Below are 16,851 nucleotides of genomic sequence, written 5' to 3' on the forward strand. Positions count from 1 at the left end.
GCCGGCAGCCCTAGATTTGTATGCAAAGGTGGCACTATGTTTCAGGAAGCCTTGTTTCAGACGGCCTTGGGTGTTATGGTTAACCGTTTTGAAATTTTAAGGAGCATTTCGATGAAACTGTATATTTACGACCATTGCCCGTTTTGCATTCGTGCGCGGATGATTTTTGGCTTGCGCGATGTGGCGGTGGAAGAGGTTGTCTTGGCGAACGATGACGAAGCTACGCCGATTGGCATGATTGGCTCAAAACAAGTGCCGATTTTGCAAAAAGAAGACGGTTCGTTTATGGGTGAAAGTTTGGATATTGTCCACTATATCGATCAAGGCTGTCTGAAAGAGGAAGTTCGTCCAGAAGTGCAGGCTTGGTTGGACAAAGTGGGCGAATACAATAATAAATTGGTACAGCCACGCATGGTTAAAATCGGCCTGCCCGAATTTGAGACCGATGAAGCGAAAAAATACTTTATTGACAAAAAAGAGAAAAGTATCGGCAATTTCGAGACTAATCTGAACAAAACGGCGCAATATCTGGAGCGTCTGCATCAAGACTTGGCCGAACTGGAAGCGCTGGTGTGCGAAGGCGAGGGCTTGGGCGGTGAAATCAGTTTGGAAGATATCCTGACGTTCCCTATTTTGCGCAACCTGACCGTTGTGCGCGGTATTCAATGGCCGCAAAAGTTGATGGATTATTTGTTGGCGATGAGCGAGCGTTCCGGCGTGGCTTTGTATTTTGACCGCGCGTTGTAATGAATGTTTGAAACATGAAAAAGGCCGTCTGAAAGTTTTTCAGATGGCCTTTTTGGTTTAATAGGCAATCGTATCGGCAACCTGTGACAAACCGTTTTCCAACGATTCAAGCATGGCGGTATAGCCGTCGCCTTGTTGCGGCGTGACGGCGTTAAACGGTTTACTGCGTCCGTCCGGCCATTGTGCATAACCGCTGATGGTGGTCTGCCCCTGATAGCTGCCTTGGAAGGCTTCGATATAGACTTTCAGGGTTTGGCTGCTTTGGCTGCGTGAAGCAGGCACAAAGGTGCGATGCGGATTGAGGCGGTTGAGCTTGTTACTGAGGTTGGCTGCCAGTGCACCATCGAGCGGCGCCGCCCAAAGGTGGTTTTTCGCCAGATTCACATGATAGGCATCGGTTTGGTAAACGAGGCCGCCGTTGGCAAGCGGTTCGGCAAGGTTGACTTTGACCGCAATTTCGTTGCCATGCGCAGCCGGACGGATGTACTGGCTGTCGGGCAGGACGAAATATTGTGTGCTTTGCGCAGTGCCGCAGGCGGCAAGCGTCAGGGCGGCGGCAATCGGGAAGAGGCGCATTATCGGCTTCCTTTCGGGATAGGGTCTTTGCTGCTACTGTTGAAAATCAGCGCGTTGGGTTTTTCTTTCAAAGTATTAATTACGGGTTGGACGTCTTTTAAGGTTTTGTCCAAACTTTGCAGCGTATTTTGTACGTCGCCGTAGATAGGCGATTGAGGCGATACGCCTTGCAGGGTTTGACGCAATTCTTTCAGGGTTTGGTTCAACTCGTTAGGGATGTTTTGTGTCTGCGGTTTGCCGACCAGTTTGTCGATAGAGCTTAGGGCGGCATTGGCAGATTTGAGTGTGGACTTGAGCTCGGCAAGCGAACCGTTCAAGCCGGCAACGGTTTTATCCAATGGCAGATTGTTGAACTTGTCTAACAAATCGGCCACTTTTGCCTGTAAATCGTCCAAACCGCCGCCTTGGGTTGCGATAACGGTATCGCCTGCATAAACGGTATGCGGTCGCAGCTTAGGCGATGCGGAAGGTTGATCGTTCAACTCAATCATTTTGCTGCCGGTCAGCAGGTTGTTGCTGGAGATGGTGGCGGTCAGGCCTTTGTTTAAGGCCGTCTGAAATTGTTGTTTCCAATGTTCTTTGCTTTGCTCGTCGGCATTGATTTCCAAACGGGAAGGCTCAATGCGGATGCGTACGGGAATCCAACCGTTTTCAAACAAGTGCAGGCTGTCGTTGCGGTCGAAATATGGAACATCGGAAACCACACCGACATTCAGGCCTTTGTATTCAACAGGCGAACCGGCAGACAGGCCGCGTACGGATTGTTTGAAGAATGCGGTGTAATACAGCGAGCGGTCGTCAGGCAGGTTGGCGACTTCGCTGCGGCTGTCGTAAAGCGTGAAGCTGTCTTCGCTCTTGACATTTTTGCTGTCGCTTGTTTTGGGCGAATCAAACGAAATCGCACCGGACAACAGGGCAGGCAGAGGGGCGGAATTGAGTTTGACACCGCTGCCTGTGGTTTCGATATTGATGCCGCTTTCCAGCCAAAAACGGCTGGCGGAATTAATCAGTTTGTCGTTGGGGCTTTGGATGAAGATGGTGTAATGCACGCTTTGGTCGGATGGGTCGAAATGCGCGCTTTCTACTTGGCCGACCATAAAGTTTTCATACAAAACAGGGCTGCTGGCATTGAGGATGCGGTCGTTTTTGCCAACCAAATTCAGGCGCAGGCCACTTTTACCGATGGCGGCAATCGGCGGAATGTCTTGGACGACAAATACATCTTTGACTTCTTGGCTTTTTCCAGGAGTGAATGAAATGTATGAGCCGGAAAGCAAGGTTCCCAAACCGGTAACGCCGCTTTGGTCGATACGCGGTTTGACCACCCAAAATTGGGTATCGCTGCGGATAAGGTCTTTGGCATCGGCGCTGAGCTGGGCAGTGACTTCCACGCCTTTTTGGTCGTCGCGCAATTTGATGCGGGTAACGCGTCCGACATCGACGTTCAACACCTTAATAATGGTGTTGTTGACTTCGATGCCTTCGGCGCTGTCCATCAACAGCGTAACGACAGGGCCGCGGTTGCGGATGTCTTTAACCAAAAGCCAGCCGCCGGCAATCAGCGCAATCAGAGGAATCAGCCACACGACAGACGTGAAGACATTGGTTTTCTTGACACGCGCCGGGGCGTGATAATTGGGTGAAGAATCGTGTTTTTTCATTGTGTTAAGGTCTGGTCAGAATCAAGGCCGTCTGAAAGCTGCTGTTGCTTGTCCCAAATCAGACGGGGATCGAAATAATAGGCAGAAAGCATGGTCAAAATAACGACCAGGCAGAAGTAAATCGCTGCACCACCCGGCACGACGCGTGCCATATTGGTGTGGAACGAACTCATCAAAAGAATAATCACAAAAATATCAATCATCGACCAGCGGCCGATGGATTCGGTAATCCGATACAAAACCGACATTTTGTCCGCGCTCATCACAGGTTTGAAGTATGCGGAATAAATCAAAACCACCATCGCAATAATCTTCAAAACCGGCAGCATAATACTGGCACTAAAGATAATCACGGCAATCAACCGGTCGCCTTCGTCCCACATATAAACAATGCCGTTGAAAATCGTATTGATCTCCAAAGTCGTCGGGTTGGACGAAATCATAATCGGCAGGATGTTGGCAGGGAAATACAGGATAAACGCCGCCACTAAAAACGCCAGCGAAATGCTCAGGCTTTTCGGGCGGCGGCGGTATAAGTCTGCGCCGCATACGCCGCAAGGCTGCTCGTCTTTATTGCGGAAATACAGGCAGCGGCTGCAACAGATTTTGTCTTCAGAGGCCGTCTGAACCGCATGGCCGCCGGTTAAACGGTGAATCTTATAATAAACCCAATGCTGCGGAATCGATACCGAAGTCCGAATCAGCATGACCGACAGCGGAAACATCAGATAAAACGCCGAGCCGAATTCCACTGTAGCAACGGACGAGAGTTTGATATACGCCACCAAAGTGGAAATGAAAAACACATCCACCATAATCCAATGACGCAGCCGCACCAATACACGCGTCGCAAAGCGCAGCGCAGGGTAGGCTTTTTCGCGTATCAAGGCCGTATAAACATACAGACAGAGCAGTAAAAACAGTAAAGGCGCACCGAAAGTAAGGATAAACATCACTTCCGCCAGAAAACCATAATCCAGCGAAATTAAAAGCCGCATCATTTGTGGTAGCGACAAAATCGATGTTACGCCGAACAAATCGACACGGATATACACCATATTGTACGCAAACGCCATCAGAATCAAGGTTGTCAGCGCATAGGCGATCGGCGCGATATACGGATTGTTTTCCACCTCCACGATTTCATGGTTGCATACCGGACAATGCGCTTCCTGCCCCTGACGCAGGCGCGGAATATCCATACGGCAGCCGCAATCCGGGCATTCCACCGTATGTGCAGGCAGCGTCGCATCAGGAAGATAAGACTTGTAGCGCCACCAGCGATGGTAGGCAGGAATCCGTTTCATGGTTCGGCAGGGGGTAAAGAAGGTGCAAAGAGTGTCGCATTATAAAGGAAAACAGCAGGATAGCCCAAATTTAGCAGATATTTGGTTGAATGGCGGCTGCTTCATAAGAAGGCCGTCTGAAAAGGCAGCAAAGGTTTCAGAAGACGCTGGCTATGGGCCGTTAGATTTTATTAATAAGACCCAATTGAGTTTATTGACATTGAAATAAAAATGATATATATTCTAATTATAAAAAATGATGAGACTTATTGAATTGCAAAAGGCACGCCAACACTGAGCCGGAAGCATTTAAAAAGTTACATTCTTTATTTTTAAAACGATTTTTTCAAAGAAGACGGCATTTCAAAACAATAGAGGCCGTCTGAAGCCGTTTGCCCCCTATTCAAAGGAAACATCATGAGTGAAACACAAGAGCTGACTTTCGCCAAACGCTTGAAAGAGCAAACCACAGTTACACACGACAGCGTTGATAACTTGGTTATGTTTGTCCAGCCTTTCGTCAGCAAAGAAAACTACATCAAATTTTTGAAACTCCAATCAGTTTTCCACAAAGCTGTCGACCACATCTATAAAGATGCCGAATTGAACAAAGCCATTCCCGAACTCGAATACATGGCGCGTTACGATGCCGTAACCCAAGACCTAAAAGACTTGGGCGAAGAGCCTTACAAATTCGACAAAGAATTGCCGCATGAAACAGGCAATAAAGCCATCGGCTGGCTCTATTGCGCCGAAGGTTCAAATTTGGGTGCCGCTTTCTTGTTCAAACACGCTCAAAAACTCGAATACAACGGCGAACACGGCGCACGCCACCTGGCCCCGCATCCCAACGGCCGAGGCAAACACTGGCGCGCCTTCGTCGAGCACCTGAATGCCCTGAACTTAACTCCGGAAGCCGAAGCAGAAGCCATTCAAGGCGCGCAGGAAGCGTTTGCCTTCTATAAAGTGATTCTGCGTGAAACCTTCGGTTTGCCGGAAGGCACAGAAGCCCCCGAAGGCATGATGCCGCACAGACACTAAAAATAATGAAACAAACAAGGTCTCGGCATGGATGTTTGCAGAGACCTTTAATTACACGACACAGATTTATTTGTACGGGTTGCTGTCTTATTAAATATTAATGATTATCAGAAAATTTATTATGCATTAACTGATGGATGAACAATCCATTACACCTTGAGTTGATAATATGAAACCATTACACATGCTTCCTATTGCCGCACTGGTCGGCAGTATTTTTGGCAATCCAGTATTAGCAGCAGATGAAGCTGCAACTGAAACCACACCCGTTAAAGCAGAGATAAAAGAAGTCCGCGTTAAAGGTCAACGCAATGCGCCTGCAGCCGTGGAACGTGTCAACCTTGGCCGTATCCAACAAGAAATGGTACGTGACAACAAAGACTTGGTACGTTATTCCACCGACGTTGGCTTGAGCGACAGTGGCCGCCATCAAAAAGGCTTTGCCGTACGCGGCGTGGAAGGCAACCGTGTCGGCGTCAGCATTGACGGCGTAAACCTGCCTGATTCTGAAGAAAACTCGCTGTATGCCCGTTATGGCAACTTCAACAGCTCGCGTCTGTCTATCGACCCCGAACTCGTGCGCAACATCGAAATCGTGAAGGGCGCAGACTCTTTCAATACCGGTAGCGGTGCATTGGGTGGCGGTGTGAATTACCAAACCTTGCAAGGTCATGATTTGCTGTTGCCTGAGCGTCAGTTCGGCGTGATGATGAAAAACGGTTACAGCAGCCGCAACCGCGAATGGACAAATACACTTGGGTTCGGTTTGAACAACGACCGCGTGGATGCCGCTTTGCTGTATTCGCAACGTCGCGGCCATGAGACTGAAAGCGCGGGCGAGCGTGGTTATCCGGTAGAGGGCGCCGGCAGCGGAGCGAATATCCGTGGTTCTGCGCGCGGTATTCCTGATCCGTCCAAACATAAATACCACAGCTTCTTGGGTAAGATTGCTTACCAAATCAACGATAACCACCGTATCGGCGCATCGCTCAACGGTCAGCAGGGCCACAATTACACGACTGAAGAGTCTTACAACCTGATTGCTTCCGCATGGCGTGAAGCTGACGATGTCAACAGACGCCGCAATGCCAACGTCTTCTACGAATGGACACCGGAATCCAACTGGTTGTCTATGGTGAAAGCGGATTTTGATTATCAGAAAACCAAAGTATCTGCGGTCAACTACAAAGGTTTGTACCCAACCAATTATTCTACTTGGACAACCGACTACGATAGAAAAGAGATCGGCGAAATCTATAACCGCAGCATGGATACTACGTTCAAACGCATTACCCTGCGTATGGACAGCCAGCCGTTCCAATTCGGCGGTCAACATCGTTTGTCCCTCAAAACGTTTGCCAGCCAACGTGATTTTGAAAACTTAAACCGCGACGATTACTACTTCAGTGGTCAGATATCCCGTACCACCAGCTCGATTCAACACCCTGTGAAAACCACTAACTATGGTTTCTCGCTGTCTGACCAAATCCAATGGAACGACGTGTTCAGCAGCCGCGCAGGTATCCGTTACGACTACACCAAAATGACGCCGCAGCAACTGAATGCCGAGTGTCATGCTTGTGACAAAACACCACCTGCAGCCAACACTTATAAAGGCTGGAGCGGTTTTGTCGGCTTGGCTGCACAGCTGAGTCAGACATGGCGTTTGGGTTACGATGTAACTTCCGGTTTCCGCGTGCCGAATGCGTCTGAAGTGTATTTCACTTACAACCACGGCTCAGGTACCTGGTTGCCTAATCCGAACCTGAAAGCCGAGCGCAGCACCACCCATACCCTTTCTCTGCAAGGCCGCAGCGAAAAAGGTACTTTGGATGCCAACCTGTATCAAAGCAATTACCGCAACTTCTTGTCTGAAGAGCAGAAGCTGACCACCAGTGGCGATGTCGGCTGTACACAGATGAATTACTACTACGGTATGTGTAGCAATCCTTATTCCGAAAAACTGGAATGGCAGATGCAAAACATCGACAAGGCCCGAATCCGTGGTCTTGAGCTGACAGGCCGTCTGAATTTAGGTCAAGTGGTTTCTTTTGTACCTGAAGGCTGGAAATTGTTTGGTTCTGTCGGTTACGCGAAGAGCAAACTGTCAGGCAACAACAGCCTGCTGTCCACTCAGCCTCTGAAAGTGATTGCCGGTGTCGACTATGAAAGCCCAAGCGAAAAATGGGGTGTATTCTCCCGCCTGACTTATTTGGGTGCGAAAAAAGCTAAAGATGCGCAGTACACCGTGTTTGAAAACACCGGTTGGGGTACGCCTTTGCAAGAAAAAGTAGTGGATTATCCATGGCTAAACAAATCGGCTTATGTGTTTGATATGTACGGCTTCTACAAACCGGCTAAAAACCTGACTTTGCGTGCCGGCGTGTACAATGTATTCAACCGCAAATACACCACTTGGGACTCCCTGCGCGGTCTGTACAGCTACAGCACCACCAACGGGGTTGACCGCGATGGCAAAGGCTTAGACCGCTACCGCGCCCCAGGCCGCAATTACGCTGTATCGCTGGAATGGAAATTCTAAGCAGTTAACGGATAGCTAAAGGCCGTCTGAAAGTTTTGATGACTTTCAGACGGCCTTTTTGATTTAAAACGAAATCTTTAAACGGATAACAACGGCTGCTGCCGAACAATCGCGCGGATGATGGTGCGGTTGGGGTGTAGCGCGGTTCTCAGCCTTTGCGATAGCGGATGGGGCAAGCCGAGTATTTCGGTTGCAATGGCGGCGGCGCAGATGGGAGCTGTCGCCAGTCCGCGCGTGCCGTGTGCTGTATTGATGTAGGCATTGGGCAGGTAAGGGCAGGGGATATTGTCGAGTCGGTAGTTTTTGTCCAATGCCAGCTTGGCGTAGGCGGACTGCATGACGGTGATGTCGCCGAGCGCGCCGACAACGGGCAAGTGGTCGAGGCTGTCGCAACGTAGGGCGGCATGGCCTTGTGTGTCTTGAAGGCCGTCTGAAAACGAATCTTGCTCAAATAGGGATTGTGCCAATGGGGGATTGAGCTGTTGCAGGGCGGCACGGTTGTCGGTTTCTTCGTGCGGATACCAAGTTTCATCGTTGCTGTTGAGGACAAATGTCGCGCCATAGCAGTGGCGGCCTTGCCAGCTCGGGCTGATGTAGCTTTCGCCGGAAATGGCGCAACGCAGTTTTTGTGAAAACGGGCTGGCGGACACAACGCCGGTTTGTCCGCGGATTTGGCGGAAAGGCAGGACGGAGACGTTGGTGTCGGCAGCAGTCGGGCTGTGCGCGCCCATACAGTAAACGATATGGTTGGCATTGAAATGCGCATCCGGTGTGTGAGCCGTCCATTGTGTGCCGTCATGCGATACGGCAGTCAGCGGCGAGTGTTCGTGCAACTCAATCAGCGGATGATTCAATAAGGCATGCACGACGGCAGGCGGATTCAGCCATACGCCTTGCGGCCAGTAAAGGCCGTCTGAAAATACGTCTATGCCTGCAATGTGCGCAGCCTCTTCGGCAGATACTCTGCGGTAGAGGTGTTTATGCTGGTGTTGCAAACCCAAGGCCTGATTGCGTTTGCGTTCGCTGTCGTCAAAATTCAAATGCAATACGCCGTCGCCGCCCCATACGTCGGAATCAGGCAGCAAGTCTTCCAACAATCGGCGCGTGTAGCCGTAGCCTGTCAGCAGCAGCTCGGTTTGTTCGGTATTGTGTGGTGAGATTTTGGCGTAGAGCAAGCCTTGGCGGTTGCCGCTGCCTGCCTGCGCCGCTTTGCCTGCTTCCAAAACCGTAACGCGTACGCCGTGCTCCGCCAGTTTGCGCGCGGTTGCCGCGCCGGCAATGCCTGCGCCGATAATCAGGACGTGTTCGGGCGCGGCTTGATGTTCAGGCCGTCTGAACCAAGGTTTCAGAGGAGAGGGGCGTACTTGGGGGATGGCTTCGGTTTGCCATTCGATATGATGGAAATGTTCGTGTAAGCGGTCGGCACGGTGTGGAGGAACCATCCAGAGATGCACATTAGGCAATAGGTTTTCCAAAACATTAACGCTGTTGAACTGAAGGCATTTCATGGCTTGAGCGAGACGGTTGTTTAGACGGCCTTCAAGCTCGGAGGGATGATTGGACAGCGGAAAATCGGGAATATTGTTTTCAGGCAGGCAGACAATCAAATAAAGCGGCGCGGTATGTTGTTCGATGGCGCGGCAAAGGGTAGCAAGGGTGGGTGTGGTGTTCCAAGCAAGGCAGGTCATGATGAAAGGCCGTCTGAAAAAAGAGGCTTTATTGTAACGCGGTTTGCGCGGATAGAATATCCGGACGGGTTTTGATAGAATCGCATGATATTTTGATTTCCAATTGATTTTCATACAGGAATTTTATGCGCCGTCTTTTATTGTGCCTTCTCGCTTCCGGCTTGCCCATCGCTTGCTCGTCCGCGCCGCCGGATAACGGCAGCAAAGCCGTTCAGTCCGAACGCTGGGCAACGCCTGTCAAACACGATGCCAACCTTTATCGCATCGACGACAAGCTTTACCGCAGCGAGCAGCCTGTTGCCGAAGATGGCGAAGCCATCGTCAAACTGGGTATTCAAAGCGTGATCAACCTGCGCTTTTTCGACCGCAACGATGACGACCATTTGAAAGCGCATGGTTTGACCTTGCTAAACCGTCCGTTGCTGTCATGGAGCATTAAGCCGAAAGAGATTGCGGAAATCTTATACCTGATTGAAAAACAACAGCAAAACGGCGCAGTGCTTATCCATTGTTATCACGGCGCAGACCGTACCGGTTTGATTGCCGGAATGTACCGCATCATTTATCAAGGCTGGTCGGTGGATGACGCAAAAGCCGAAATGCAACACGGGCCTTACGGTTATCACAGCATTTGGAAAAACATTGCCAAGCTGTTTACCGAAGAGAAAGTCAAGCAGGTTAAAATGCACTTGGAAGCCTTGCGCAAACGCGGTTAATACTAAGATTTAAATCATAAAAGGCCGTCTGAAAGATTTATTTTTTCAGACGGCCATTTTTAATGGCAGATAACTTAAATCACAAAATCCGTAGTCGATAATTGAATGCTTTGATCCATATCGGCAGACGGAGTTTTGGAAGAGCGGCCGACCGGTTTGGCCGGTACGCCGACAACGGTAATCGAAGACGGTACATCGGCAACCACCACGCTGCCTGCGCCGATTTTGGCATTTTCGCCGATACGGATGTTGCCCAAAATCGAAGCGTTCGCACCAATCATCACGCCATTGCCGATTTTCGGGTGGCGGTCGCCGCTTTCTTTGCCCGAACCGCCCAGCGTTACGCCGTGGAGGATGGAAATATTGTTGCCCAAGACAGCCGTTTCACCGGCCACAAAACCGGTGGCATGGTCGAGCATCAAACCGTGACCGAAACGGGCGGCCGGGTGGATATCGACACCGAAGACTTCCGACATGCGGTTTTGCAGGAAATACGCCAGCGTTTTACGACCGTTTTGATAGAGCCAGTGGTTGATGCGGTGTGCCTGTACGGCGTGGAAGCCTTTGAAATACAACAGCGGCAGCGAATATTCATCACAAGCCGGGTCGCGCTCGTAAATGGCTTTTAAGTCGGCCTCGACACATTTGCTGATACGGGTGTCCACGCTCAAGGCCTGCTGATAAATTTCAAACAGCGCGCGCACATCCATAATCGGGCTGCCGAGCTTGCTGGAAAGATGGTAGGCAAGTACCGAATCAAGCGAATCGTGGCGCAACACGGTTTGATGCAGGAAGCTTGCCAGCATCGGTTCGGCCGCGGCGGCCGCTTCGGTTTCTTCGCGAATGGTGTGCCACAGATTAAAATCGGTTGAATTCAAATGGTCTTTTTTCATATTCGAGGCCGTCTGAAGAATAAAATCAGATGGCTATCTTACCGTTTTCCAACGTCTTTTAACAAGGCATTTGATAATCGGTATTCAAATGCTTGAAGTTTTTTCAGACGGCCTTATATATGAAACATCGAATATCAACACGCTAAAAGGATGTCAGAAATGACGGAGCATAACGAACAACATCAACACGAAGCAGAAGAAGCGGCAGCCGTAGAAACTGCCGAAACCGTTGAAACCGAACAAGCCGAACCGACTTACGAAGAGCTTCAGGCGCGTGTCACCGAGTTGGAAGGCCAACTCAAAGACAGCGAGCTGCGCGGTTTGGCAAACGAGCAAAACCTGCGCCGCCGCCATCAGCAAGAAATCGCCGATACCCATAAATTCGCCGGACAAAAATTTGCAGCAGAAATGCTGCCGGTTAAAGATTATCTCGAAATGGCGCTGCTGGACCAAAGCGGCAATTTCGATGCGCTGAAAATGGGCGTGCAAATGACTTTGAACGAGCTGCAAAAAGCATTTGATGCCACACACATTAAAGAAATCAACCCGCAGCCGGGCGACAAACTCGATCCGCACCAACATCAAGCGATGCAGGCAGTCGTCAGCGAGCAAGAGCCGAATACCATCGTCAGCGTAATGAAAAAAGGCTATACATTGGCCGACCGCGTGCTGCGTCCTGCAATGGTTGTCGTGGCGAAAAAAGAAGATTGAAGGCATCGCTTGATAAAGTTTATCAAGCATAAAATCTTCAGACGGCCTTATCCGGTTTCAAAACCCGATGTTCCGCTATTGGAAAATCATTCCGATAAACCGGAATCGGAAAATGAAAACCGGGCCGTCTGAAAAAAAGAATAAACGGCTTGTGGATAAATAAATCAAGCACTTGAATTTAATCTTAAAAAAAATTCAAAATAGGCCTTGAAAAAAAATGAAGCAACCTTATTTACAAGCCATCGGAACGAAATGTTCCACAGGATTATTAATTAAGAAAAGTTTATTTAGGAGCAACATAATATGGCAAAAGTAATCGGTATTGACTTAGGTACAACCAACTCTTGTTTGGCCATTTCTGAAAACGGTCAAACCAAAGTAATCGAAAACGCAGAAGGCGCACGCACCACTCCTTCCGTTATCGCTTATTTGGACGGCGGCGAAATCCTCGTCGGCGCGCCAGCAAAACGCCAAGCGGTAACCAACGCCAAAAACACTATTTACGCGGCCAAACGTTTGATCGGTCACAAATTTGAAGACAAAGAAGTACAACGCGACATTGAATCCATGCCTTTTGAAATCATCAAAGCCAACAACGGCGACGCATGGGTAAAAGCACAAGGCAAAGAGCTGTCTCCTCCTCAAATTTCCGCAGAAGTTTTGCGTAAAATGAAAGAAGCAGCCGAAGCTTACTTGGGCGAAAAAGTAACCGAAGCCGTGATTACCGTTCCTGCCTACTTCAACGACAGCCAACGTCAAGCGACTAAAGACGCAGGCCGCATCGCAGGTTTGGAAGTAAAACGCATCATCAATGAACCGACCGCAGCCGCTTTGGCATTCGGTATGGACAAAGGCGACAGCAAAGACCGTAAAATTGCCGTGTATGACTTGGGTGGCGGTACTTTCGATATTTCCATCATCGAAATCGCTAACATCGACGGCGACAAACAATTCGAAGTATTGGCAACCAACGGCGACACCTTCTTGGGTGGTGAAGACTTCGACCAACGCTTGATCGACTACATCATTGACGAGTTCAAAAAAGAACAAGGCATTGATTTGAAACAAGACGTCATGGCTCTGCAACGCCTGAAAGAAGCTGCCGAGAAAGCCAAAATCGAATTGTCCAGCGGTCAGCAAACTGAAATCAACCTGCCGTACATTACTATGGACGCAACCGGTCCGAAACACTTGGCCATGAAAATTACCCGTGCCAAATTCGAAAGCCTGGTTGAAGATTTGATTCAACGTTCTATCGAGCCTTGCAAAATCGCATTGAAAGATGCCGGCTTGAGCACCAGCGACATCGACGACGTGATTTTGGTCGGCGGTCAGTCCCGTATGCCGAAAGTACAAGAAGCCGTTCGAGACTTCTTCGGCAAAGAGCCTCGCAAAGACGTGAACCCTGACGAAGCCGTTGCCGTAGGCGCAGCAATTCAAGGCGAAGTATTGAGCGGCGGCCGCAGCGACGTATTGCTGCTGGACGTAACACCTCTGTCTTTGGGTATCGAAACCATGGGCGGCGTGATGACCAAGTTGATTCAAAAGAACACTACTATTCCGACTAAAGCGTCTCAAGTGTTCTCTACTGCCGAAGACAACCAAAGCGCTGTAACCATCCATGTGCTGCAAGGCGAACGCGAACGCGCTTCTGCCAACAAGTCTTTGGGTCAGTTCAACTTGACCGACATTGCACCTGCACCACGCGGTATGCCTCAAATTGAAGTTACTTTCGACATCGACGCCAACGGTATCTTGCACGTTTCTGCCAAAGACAAAGGCACCGGCAAAGCCGCCAACATCACCATCCAAGGTTCTTCAGGTTTGAGCGAAGAAGAAATCGAACGCATGGTGAAAGATGCCGAAGCCAACGCTGAAGAAGATAAAAAACTGACTGAATTGGTCGCTTCACGCAACCAAGCCGAAGCTCTGATTCACTCCGTGAAAAAATCTTTGGCCGACTACGGCGACAAACTCGACGCTGCCGAGAAAGAAAAAATCGAAGCTGCGTTGAAAGAAGCTGAAGAAGCCGTTAAAGGCGACGACAAAGCCGCTATCGATGCTAAAGCCGAAGCTTTGGGTACAGCCAGCCAAAAACTGGGCGAAATGGTTTACGCTCAAGCGCAAGCCGAAGCACAAGCAGGCGAGGGCGCACAAGCCGAGTCTTCTGCTAAGAAAGACGACGACGTTGTAGATGCCGACTTTGAAGAAGTAAAAGACGACAAAAAATAATTGATGCCGTCTGAAAAAGCGCGAATCGAAAGGTTCGCGCTTTTTATTGTTTGGAAAATGTGTAAAGACGCTTTGTCAAAATTGGCAGTAAACTTTCAAAACCTTGCTACATCATTGTGTTGCCATACTTCTATTGCTGAATTTTGAACAGATTTCGCCGAATGCTGACAGCAGCTGACAGTCAAAGCCATTAATATTTGTCCATCGCTTGAGTGCGAATAAATGCTTATTTTTACCTCAAATCAACCTCTTGAAAGAAGATAAATATGAAAAAACTGATTCAAATGACCTCTTTGATGGTTGTCGCTGCCGGTTTGGTCTTGGCACCAGTCGCTTCTGCGCATGGCAAGCACGACATGCATCCGAAACAAGAGCGTATGCACAAAAAAGCTAAACCGCAAAAAATGAAAAAACCTGCACCTAAAGCCAGACACCACGCACCGAAGCCCAAACATCATCAAGAGCATCGCCACGAACCTCATTAAGATGAATCCTCAACAATAAATAAGGCCGTCTGAAACCCAAACATCAGGTTTCAGACGGCCTTCGGTTTATCTGTCAAATAGCGCTTTGCCGTTTTTCTTGTGCCAAACGGGTCGGCTCCAGCCAGGCAATGTTTCTTTCTGCCAGCGCATCGCGCCAATAATCCAGTTTGGTATCTAAATCTTCAGAGAAACTGTCTTGATTCAAAAGCTGAATGATAACGCCGCCATCCGTAGCTTCGGCCAAGCGGCTGATTTGACGCAAAATGCCGCGGTCGGGAACAGTTTGCGTGCGTACGCCGATGAGAAGTTGCGCCGGAGTTTGTTTCAATTCGGCTTCCAATTGTTCCAAATCTTTTCTGCCGGCGACTACGCCTTTGTCTATCCACTCTTGCGCCAAAACGCCGGAAAACCAAAGCGGCTCAGGCCATTCCGTTTCCAGTGTAACAGCCCATTTAGGCGCATTGTTCAGCGTGATTTTGGATGAAACGGGAACGATGTTTTCCTGAAAATCATCGGCATCAACAATCTTCGTCTGCCATGTGCGGAGAATGTTTTGATAGTAGGGCCGATTCAAATCCAAATGTTCGCGAAGGGTTTTTAAAGTAATTTTGCAAGCCAGCCAAGCAAGCAAGCGCGGCAGAATACCATAGCAGACAATGCTGCCGATGAGTAAACCCGCCCAAGCGCGCGCATCTTCGATATGATTGTTCAAACGGCCTGCAATTACGGCCTGACTGTCGGGAACAGGAAAGCCCAAACGTTCCGGCAGCCATGACAAAGCCTCAACCGTTTTCACCAATGCCGTATTGCTTAACAGCGTACTTTCCCAGTTGAACGTATATTGACGCACCAAAAGCAGCAGCAAAACAGAAACCAACATCCCCGACAGCGTACAAAGCCACAGACTGTGTGAGGTTGCGCCAATCAGCCAACGCGTTTGCGGCTTGCGCCATTCGTCCACATAAAGCCGCAAAATAGCCTGATTGACCGGGTCTTTTCCACGGAACCAAGTTGCCGGACTGCTGATAAAGTGCACATTTTTCAAACGCAGGAATAAAGTCGCCAGCCACACCAGCAGCATGACTGTATTCATGCCCAAAATCCCGGCCAATACCAGAAAAAAATTCAGCCCCTGATTGTCCATCAAAAGATAAGTGCTGGAAAAACCGACCGTAAATAACAACGTCGCCGCAACAATCCAAAGCCAAAACGAGCCTGTCTCCACCTGTTGCAACACATATTTCAAATGCTTGTCGCGGTCAATAATTTGAGCGCGGCGTATCAGTTTTTCCTCATTGCCGCCGTCAATATGTCGCAACGCTTCCGTCGCCTGCACAGGATCTCCCGGAAAAATATAGGCACGTTCTTCAAGGATACGGACCAATTCGACAAGTTTTTGCGATGGATTCAACATAAATGATAGGCCGTCTGAAAGATAAAATGGAAACGTCTGTTATACCCACAAATAAACCCTTTTTTGCAAAGGTCAAAAAATTAAAAGCAGTTTTGATTTTGGGTATATAGTGGAATAGATGTAAAAAAAGCAGCCCGAAAGCTGCTTATTTTGAGTGTGGTGCGGACGGAGGGACACGAACTAAAGGAATAATTCATTGTTTTATATTATAAAAATAATAAAGCAATTCAAATATCCCCACAAATATCACCACATTTTGCAAAGGTCAAAAAATAATTTAGCAGTCTAGTGCCGGTCATTATAACTTTTTTTGGTGCGTGTTGTTATTTGAGTGATTAGGCCGGCGGCTTCCATCTCAAATTTAAACCGCTATATATATACAAAATGCACTGGTTACTCTGGTTACCTGGTTACCAGCCCCTAAAAACCTTTATAAATCAACGATAATGCGGTAACCAGTTATGCTTTTGTCATTGGTTACTAGTGCCGGTTAAGTGGTTACCTGCCGTTTTTGCTTTCCTTTTTTATGGGCTCGCAAAATTCAATGGGCTGCATGATTACGCGCTTATTGGTATAAAAAACATTAAAAAACATGGGTGTAGTCATATGAATACACCATTATTACGCGCGGGCGCGCGCGTATTGGTGTCGAAATTATTTATTCCTTGTCTGTCTTTGTTGGTCATGGCGTAAATAGGCTAAAATTGCGCTGTAAGCGTGTTTTGTTGATTGGGTATGGGTAGGTATAGGGAATGGGTCAAATAGTCCTAATTTTTGAGATTTAGGGGCTTCCTGTCGATTTTATGCTTTATTGGTAGGTCTGCTTGAATGTTTGGACGTAAAAAAGCCCGCCTGTGTT

13 protein-coding genes are annotated in these 16,851 nt (G+C 48.8%); 7 read left to right on the forward strand and 6 right to left on the reverse strand.

Annotated elements, in window-relative coordinates; all coding sequences use genetic code 11:
• Positions 1-36: 36 nt before the first annotated feature.
• A complete protein-coding gene (gene grxB / locus BBP27_RS01130; protein ID WP_188211432.1) occupies positions 37-747 on the forward strand; it encodes a glutaredoxin 2 in 711 nt (236 codons plus the stop codon).
• A gap of 57 nt (positions 748-804) precedes the next feature.
• Here the strand turns inward: grxB and BBP27_RS01135 are convergent, their stop codons facing one another.
• Genes BBP27_RS01135 through BBP27_RS01145 form a run of 3 tightly spaced genes read right to left on the reverse strand, consistent with a single transcriptional unit; the run spans position 805 to position 4,291 of the window.
• Entirely contained in the window at positions 805-1,323 is a 519-nt protein-coding gene (locus tag BBP27_RS01135; protein WP_070646708.1) for a PqiC family protein, read from the reverse strand.
• The gene (gene pqiB, locus BBP27_RS01140) at positions 1,323-2,984 is read right to left on the reverse strand and encodes an intermembrane transport protein PqiB (RefSeq protein WP_188211433.1); all 1,662 of its coding nucleotides are present in this window, start codon (positions 2,982-2,984) and stop codon (positions 1,323-1,325) included. Before pqiB ends, BBP27_RS01135 begins: the two co-directional genes overlap by 1 nt.
• Positions 2,981-4,291, reverse strand: a complete 1,311-nt coding sequence (locus BBP27_RS01145; protein ID WP_188211434.1) for a paraquat-inducible protein A — start codon at positions 4,289-4,291, stop codon at positions 2,981-2,983. The genes pqiB and BBP27_RS01145 overlap by 4 nt, the downstream gene beginning before the upstream one ends.
• Positions 4,292-4,687: 396 nt before the next feature.
• On the opposite strand from BBP27_RS01145, the gene BBP27_RS01150 reads away from it, so the two are divergent.
• Both BBP27_RS01150 and BBP27_RS01155 read left to right on the forward strand, forming a co-directional pair.
• Entirely contained in the window at positions 4,688-5,311 is a 624-nt protein-coding gene (locus BBP27_RS01150; RefSeq protein ID WP_036493824.1) for a biliverdin-producing heme oxygenase, read from the forward strand.
• Between the two features lie 169 nt (positions 5,312-5,480).
• Positions 5,481-7,853: a TonB-dependent hemoglobin/transferrin/lactoferrin family receptor gene (locus tag BBP27_RS01155; RefSeq protein WP_188211435.1), complete on the forward strand. Its 2,373-nt coding sequence runs from the start codon at positions 5,481-5,483 to the stop codon at positions 7,851-7,853.
• A gap of 77 nt (positions 7,854-7,930) precedes the next feature.
• Here the strand turns inward: BBP27_RS01155 and mnmC1 are convergent, their stop codons facing one another.
• Positions 7,931-9,541 carry an FAD-dependent 5-carboxymethylaminomethyl-2-thiouridine(34) oxidoreductase MnmC1 gene (mnmC1, locus tag BBP27_RS01160; protein WP_188211436.1) on the reverse strand — a complete coding sequence of 537 codons (1,611 nt, stop codon included), beginning with the start codon at positions 9,539-9,541 and terminating at the stop codon, positions 7,931-7,933.
• Between the two features lie 125 nt (positions 9,542-9,666).
• Between mnmC1 and BBP27_RS01165 the strand changes: the two genes are divergently transcribed.
• Positions 9,667-10,257 carry a tyrosine-protein phosphatase gene (locus tag BBP27_RS01165; protein WP_004520666.1) on the forward strand — a complete coding sequence of 197 codons (591 nt, stop codon included), beginning with the start codon at positions 9,667-9,669 and terminating at the stop codon, positions 10,255-10,257.
• 74 nt (positions 10,258-10,331) lie between these two features.
• On the opposite strand, the gene cysE is transcribed toward BBP27_RS01165, so the two are convergent.
• Entirely contained in the window at positions 10,332-11,150 is an 819-nt protein-coding gene (cysE, locus tag BBP27_RS01170) for a serine O-acetyltransferase (protein WP_004520667.1), read from the reverse strand.
• A 150-nt stretch (positions 11,151-11,300) separates the two neighbouring features.
• On the opposite strand from cysE, the gene grpE reads away from it, so the two are divergent.
• The 3 genes from grpE to BBP27_RS01185 all read left to right on the forward strand — a co-directional run bounded on the left by grpE (position 11,301) and on the right by BBP27_RS01185 (position 14,578).
• Positions 11,301-11,861, forward strand: a complete 561-nt coding sequence (gene grpE / locus BBP27_RS01175; protein ID WP_128581313.1) for a nucleotide exchange factor GrpE — start codon at positions 11,301-11,303, stop codon at positions 11,859-11,861.
• A gap of 303 nt (positions 11,862-12,164) precedes the next feature.
• Positions 12,165-14,093: a molecular chaperone DnaK gene (gene dnaK, locus BBP27_RS01180; protein ID WP_049348822.1), complete on the forward strand. Its 1,929-nt coding sequence runs from the start codon at positions 12,165-12,167 to the stop codon at positions 14,091-14,093.
• Positions 14,094-14,359: 266 nt separating this feature from the next.
• Positions 14,360-14,578: a hypothetical protein gene (locus BBP27_RS01185; RefSeq protein WP_188211437.1), complete on the forward strand. Its 219-nt coding sequence runs from the start codon at positions 14,360-14,362 to the stop codon at positions 14,576-14,578.
• 73 nt (positions 14,579-14,651) lie between these two features.
• Here the strand turns inward: BBP27_RS01185 and BBP27_RS01190 are convergent, their stop codons facing one another.
• Complete coding sequence (locus BBP27_RS01190; protein ID WP_188211438.1) at positions 14,652-15,992, reverse strand: DUF2868 domain-containing protein; 1,341 nt, start codon at positions 15,990-15,992, stop codon at positions 14,652-14,654.
• Positions 15,993-16,851: the final 859 nt, after the last annotated feature.

This window comes from Neisseria sp. RH3002v2g, from assembly GCF_014596425.2.
Classification (GTDB): Bacteria; Pseudomonadota; Gammaproteobacteria; order Burkholderiales; family Neisseriaceae; genus Neisseria.